This is a genomic window from Roseofilum sp., assembly GCF_982964205.1.
On sequence record NZ_CEZBFX010000032.1, the window covers coordinates 38807 to 44283 of the forward strand.

A 5477-nucleotide genomic window follows, 5' to 3' on the forward strand; every position below is an offset into this window, starting at 1 on the left:
AACTCTAATAATGGCAAGGTCTACTCTTGGAGAAACACTTCAGAAGGAACCTATACCAATATGTTGGCTTATCAAGCTGCCCTTCGCTACCCTGAAGTCGTTTATGATAATGATGCCAGTGCAGTAGTTAACCTGGTTGGGGACCGACTGGTCAATCCCTTACTTGCTTCTGCATTAAACAAAAGTTCCGTTGCCGATCGCACTATTGCTGAACAAAGCGCAGTTGAAGCCGCAATTTGTGCCTTAGACATTCTTAATGGGAGTGCAACAGCTAGTACCGCCATTGATGACAATGCCATTAAAGAAATTAGCTTTCTTGATGCAAGGCAGATTAAAGCGAATGATGTCCATAGCTTACAAGTAACCGGTGGAGCGAGTGGCACCTATACATTAACAAGTGGAATGCCCGATCCAGCATTTGCAGTGGGAGATCTGGTGACTATTGAAGAATACCAGCGCACTTCTCCAGCTCCTCCAGATTCTCCAGAAGATAAGAATATTCCCAAGATTGTTCGAGGAGAAATTACTGCCATAAGTGGTGATAACATTACAGTGTCTACCACTACTAATGGATCGGTTTATGCAGCTTCTGATCCTTCAATTAGTGCAGATGGAACCGGATGGATTACTGAAAGCTTAAATAGCCGCTACGATCTCCCGATTGAAGAACGGTATCCCCTAGAAATTCGCGCCACCCAAATCGATCTCGAGAAGCTCAAACAGAAAACCATTGGCACTTCAACAGATCCTCAAGAATATCTCATACCCAACAGTGGAATTATCTACGCAACTCGCGAAGATTCACTTCCCGATCAAACCGTTTGGGTTGAGGATGGAAGAACTACCTTCAAACGTACAGGTGACGCAGAAGCCGATCTACCCCAAAGTAGTACTGACTTCAAACTCGATCCCACTCGTCGCCCGAATGCTATTCTCCTGATCAACGGAGAAAAACTGAACCGAGGAACGACGAATGATTACCGTCCAGAAGAAAAAGGGTTCATCCTAGCAACCGATCTACCCGTTTATATACAAGGGGACTTTAACAGACATCTTTCAGGTGCTGACGAAGTTGAAGAATTCACTCAGAAGTTGAATAAAGCGACCTATGCTAACTTCTACACTCGCTCAACCCTTGACTCCAAATTTGCCTGTCGTAAAGGACAACCCGGTTGTAATGGAGATGGAGATACTTGGCGTAGTGCCACTGTTTTCGCTGACGCTTTAACCCTCCTATCCGATGATTTTAAATTCGGATATCGCAGCGATGGTAACTATGACCTGAACAACAACCAAGGTGATGCTCGCTCCATCACCAAGCGTCGGCACAATGGCTTCTACACCAATGACTTTGCAGCCAGTCGTAACTTTACCGATGCCGAGTATAAAGCAAAAGGACCTGGAGACACCCCCAGCTCCTACTTCACTAACTTTGTTATCCCAGTTCAGCGTCGGGTGAACTTTCCAGAATACGTGATGGAAATCTGCGAAAAACTCCCCATCTCCGAGTGCGAACCCAAAGATTGGCATATCATTGGTATTGATTTGAATGGCAATGGCAATACTAATGATGCGTTTGACGAGTCTAATGTTTCCATCGATTTTAATGGAGATGGCGATACCGCCGATACGTTTAAACAGACGATTACAATTGACTTAAATGGAAATGGAGATACAACGGACTCTTTTAGTGAGAATAGTGTTGAGATAGATTTCAATGGAGATGGAGATACTGCTGACTCTGTTGATGAATCCAGTCTTGCTATAGACTTAAATGGAGATGGAGATACTGATGATTCTTTTGAGTATTCCGGTATTGACCTCAATGGAGATGGAGATACCACTGACTCTGTAAGTGAATCTGATATTGTTCTTGACTTAAATGGAGATGGGGATACTAGCGATAGTATTGCAGAAACAGCGATTGAAATCAGCCTTGGAGAATCAAGTCTAACTCTCGATCTCAATGGCGATGGGGATACCACAGACACGGGTATTCCTGAAAAAGAGGTAAGACTGGGTAGCTCTGACTGGGTTTTACAGGGAATGCCACGTCCTTTGCTCACCACAGCTCAAGACAATCTAGACAATAAGTTTGCGGCTTTCCCTCGCCGTGTTGCATTTTTACGAGATCAAAACCACAAGTTAGTCTTAGAAGCAACCAATAACACTCCTGTTGCTTTAGGAATTAAGACGAATAAAGTTACCTACTTACCCTATGTGGATAATCAGCCTCTAAGTAGCGTTGACTTTGGTAGCAATATTCGATTATTCCCAGATACAAAACTCAATAGAACCGTATCTGTTTTGGAAGCGAGCAAAAAGCTCACTCCTGACAATTTACTCTTAGACTTAAACAGTATTGCTGGTCAAGTCGATCGGGATATTACCAACCAAGATAACACCCTGTGGTTTAGGACAACAACAACTCCTACTGATCCTACAGACACCACTGGATGGAGATATCACAGTCAGCGGTTTTTATCTTATCTGAACGATGACCTGACTACTGATCCAACAGTGCAACCCCTATTAATTCCTATCCTGCAAATCCATGCAACAGATTCAGCTCCTGGAACAACCAGTGGTGATGCTGGGAGACCAATGGAGGTTGATGGCAGCATTGCTGCTAATGGGACTTTTACGATTAAGAGAAACTCCAATAAGGACAGTCGTGAAACCGATTGGGTGCAACATGCCAAGGCGGGAGGCACAACCTTTAATCTGGTCTTTGTGTCAGGAGATACTGCTGGACGACCGGACGAGTTAAACCGAAGCTTAGGTAACTTCCCTCGATTTTTAGAAGACTGGACAGGTGTTAATGTCAACATTACCGGTTCATTTATTCAAAAAGGACGGAGTGTCTATGCCACAGGTCCAACAGATTCAGTTCTGAACTCTAGGTCAACTGTGACCCAGGGAATATATGGTAAGCAAATCGGTCTATTTGATGAAGATCAGTTCTATGCTACGGGTAACGCAAATGGAATTCTACCCTTCTATTATGCACCTGGTCGCCCTTGGGGGTTTGATGTAGCCCTGTTAACTCAAGCACCTGACTTGTTTGCCCAACGATTTGCCATCAAAGATGATACTCCTCCCAATGAATTCTATCGAGAAGTGAGGCGAGATGATCAATGGGTGGAAACCTTGCTCTGTGCTGGTCAACCGGACAAGCGCCTCGATCCCGCAAATTCAAATAACACTGTTGCACAACAAGGTGGCTATGACAATGCTGGAGATCCGTATGATAAAGATGTGAAGATTGCTAACAACGCTAGTGTCTCCTATCAATACGCTATCTCTAAAGATCAACGCCCTAGTACATGTCAATAGTTCACTCACCCTAATCCTTACAAGGCAAACCTATGAAACCCATATTCCGAGAACCGAAGAATCATTCCTTCCCACCTAAAGGTGAGTCTGGCTTTACCTTGATTGAATCGCTCGTAGCAGTGGTTATCCTGACGATTATGTTGGTGGGGATAGCGCCAGTGATTGTGCTGGCAACCGCTACCCGCATTCAAGCTCGGCGGGTGGAGCTGGCAACGCAAGCCGCTCGATTCTATATCGATGGAGTCCGAGCAGACAGTTTACCGGCTCCTAATTCCGTGGTTGAACTGAAAGAAGAAGTCGATCCAGCAACTCGGAAATTTATATCTAAACGGGAAGATTTTGCGAAAACAGTTGCGCCTGCACAATCTTCTTTGCCCGCCACTTGTCCTCCAGCTAGTCCCAATGACTACGAGAAGGGGGGGTATTGTAAAAATCAAACCCTTGCTAGTGCAAAAGAAGCTTCAGCAACAGATGTCAGTTTATATTGCTTTGATGGAGATGATCAGTCAGGATGTCAAGCAAGTAGTCCCAATGATTTTATTGTCCAAGCTTATCGTAGCGTGACGGATAAGACTCAAGCTACAGCCCAAGGGCAACTCGATCAAGGTTATTTGTTGGGGATTCGGGTTTACCGCGCTGATGCTTTCGAGGATACAGGCACACTGTTAACCCTGCACGCTGATGGTGTCCAACAACGCTCTTCTGGAGCAAGTTTAAATCTGAAAGCCCCTCTATTGGAAATGACCACAGAAATTCAAGGTAAAAACGATAGTACGGTTAATTTTACTACTCGATATGGAGGAGGCGGTTAATTAGTGGAGTGATTGGAGTTAATGCTGTTCATGAATATTGGGTTGATTATTGATTAGGTTTAGGGGCCATACTAATGTTTATGTTACTGAATGCTTGGTTGAAAAGCTGCCATAAGAGAGGAAAAAATAAGGGATTTACATTGATTGAATTGTTGGTGGCTTTAGTAGTTTCCTCGATTATAATCAGTAGCTTGCTGGGCTTTATGATTGATATTCTTCGGAAAGATCGTAATGAACAAGCACAATCGGCAACTCAACAGGATATTCAAGCAGCAGCCGATTATATCCGCCGAGATTTGGAGACGGCGGTGTATATTTATGATGGAGAGGGATTAAGGGCGATTTCTGGCAATTATAGTACAACGGAATGTAGTAGTCCGGTGTCTCCAGGTTCCTATACCCCTCCAGCAAGTTGTAGCCAAATTCCAGTGATAGCTAGTGGAGAAGGAATTCCTGTATTGGCATTTTGGAAACGCAAGTTTTTAGATAAAGATTTGAACGTTAAGCCTAGGTCAGGCGATACAACAGTTGGATGCTTGGTGAAGTTGCCTGTTAGTCGTAATCCCTGTAATGACCAAGATTATCAAGTGTATGCTTTAGTGGTTTATTATCTTACCAATGCTAATAGTGGCACTTGGTCAAATGCAATGCAGATTAGGCGAGTTGAAATTCAGGATGGGATTGTGGATACGGGTAACAATCCTCAAGATAATACGATTAGTGGGGTCAAATACGATCTCGATCCTAGTGATGGGTATGCCAATTTTGACCTGTCGATATCGGGGGATAGCGTGCAAGAGAAGATGAATAAATGGCAGAAAGCATCTAAAGCCTATAATTTGAGTGAAACACCTATACAAGTATTAGTCGATAATATTGATCATACTGCATTAAGCGATCTGGCTTCGGGTCAATCTTTTCCGAATGCAGTCAATTGTCAGGATGCTTTCCCCAATAAAGATACTCCTAGTCCAGCTCCTACAGGTACTGATGAACCTTGGCAAAGTCCGAATTATGGAGCGAGTGGTTTTCCGGCTGCATTTAATGCGTTTAAGACAGATAGCTTTTTTACTTGTGTCGATTCGGAGGCGGGGGTGGCTCAGGTTTATATTCGCGGGAATGCTTTAGCGAGGATTAATCCAGCGAATCCTGATAAATACGATCCTGATAATAATCGGACAGCACTCTTTTTCCCCACAACAAGTATTCAGACAAAAATTAGGGGAAGAGTTCAGTAAGTTACGGGTTATTAAAGAATTTTAAGGGGAAGGGATATGAAGAGCAACATTCTACAAAATCAACGAAACTGGAGATCCTTCAGCAGGGCGA

The 5477-nt window shown here is 43.8% G+C and carries 3 protein-coding genes; all 3 read left to right on the top strand.

Annotated elements, in window-relative coordinates; all coding sequences use genetic code 11:
* On the top strand, positions 1 to 3336 hold a 3336-nt coding region (hpsA, locus tag AC3A14_RS10520), incomplete at its 5' end, for a hormogonium polysaccharide biosynthesis protein HpsA (protein ID WP_487778993.1).
* 32 nt (positions 3337 to 3368) lie between these two features.
* Positions 3369 to 4148: a hormogonium polysaccharide secretion pseudopilin HpsB gene (gene hpsB / locus AC3A14_RS10525; RefSeq protein ID WP_318732910.1), complete on the top strand. Its 780-nt coding sequence runs from the start codon at positions 3369 to 3371 to the stop codon at positions 4146 to 4148.
* Between the two features lie 80 nt (positions 4149 to 4228).
* On the top strand, positions 4229 to 5386 hold the full coding sequence (gene hpsC, locus AC3A14_RS10530; protein ID WP_318732933.1) for a hormogonium polysaccharide secretion pseudopilin HpsC: 1158 nt from the start codon (positions 4229 to 4231) through the stop codon (positions 5384 to 5386).
* Positions 5387 to 5477: the final 91 nt, after the last annotated feature.

Bases quoted from the DNA above. Each gene is read 5' to 3' on its own strand.
- hpsC (WP_318732933.1), top strand. From the start codon at position 4,229: ATGTTACTGAATGCTTGGTTGAAAAGCTGCCATAAGAGAGGAAAAAAT.
- hpsB (WP_318732910.1), top strand. From the start codon at position 3,369: ATGAAACCCATATTCCGAGAACCGAAGAATCATTCCTTCCCACCTAAA.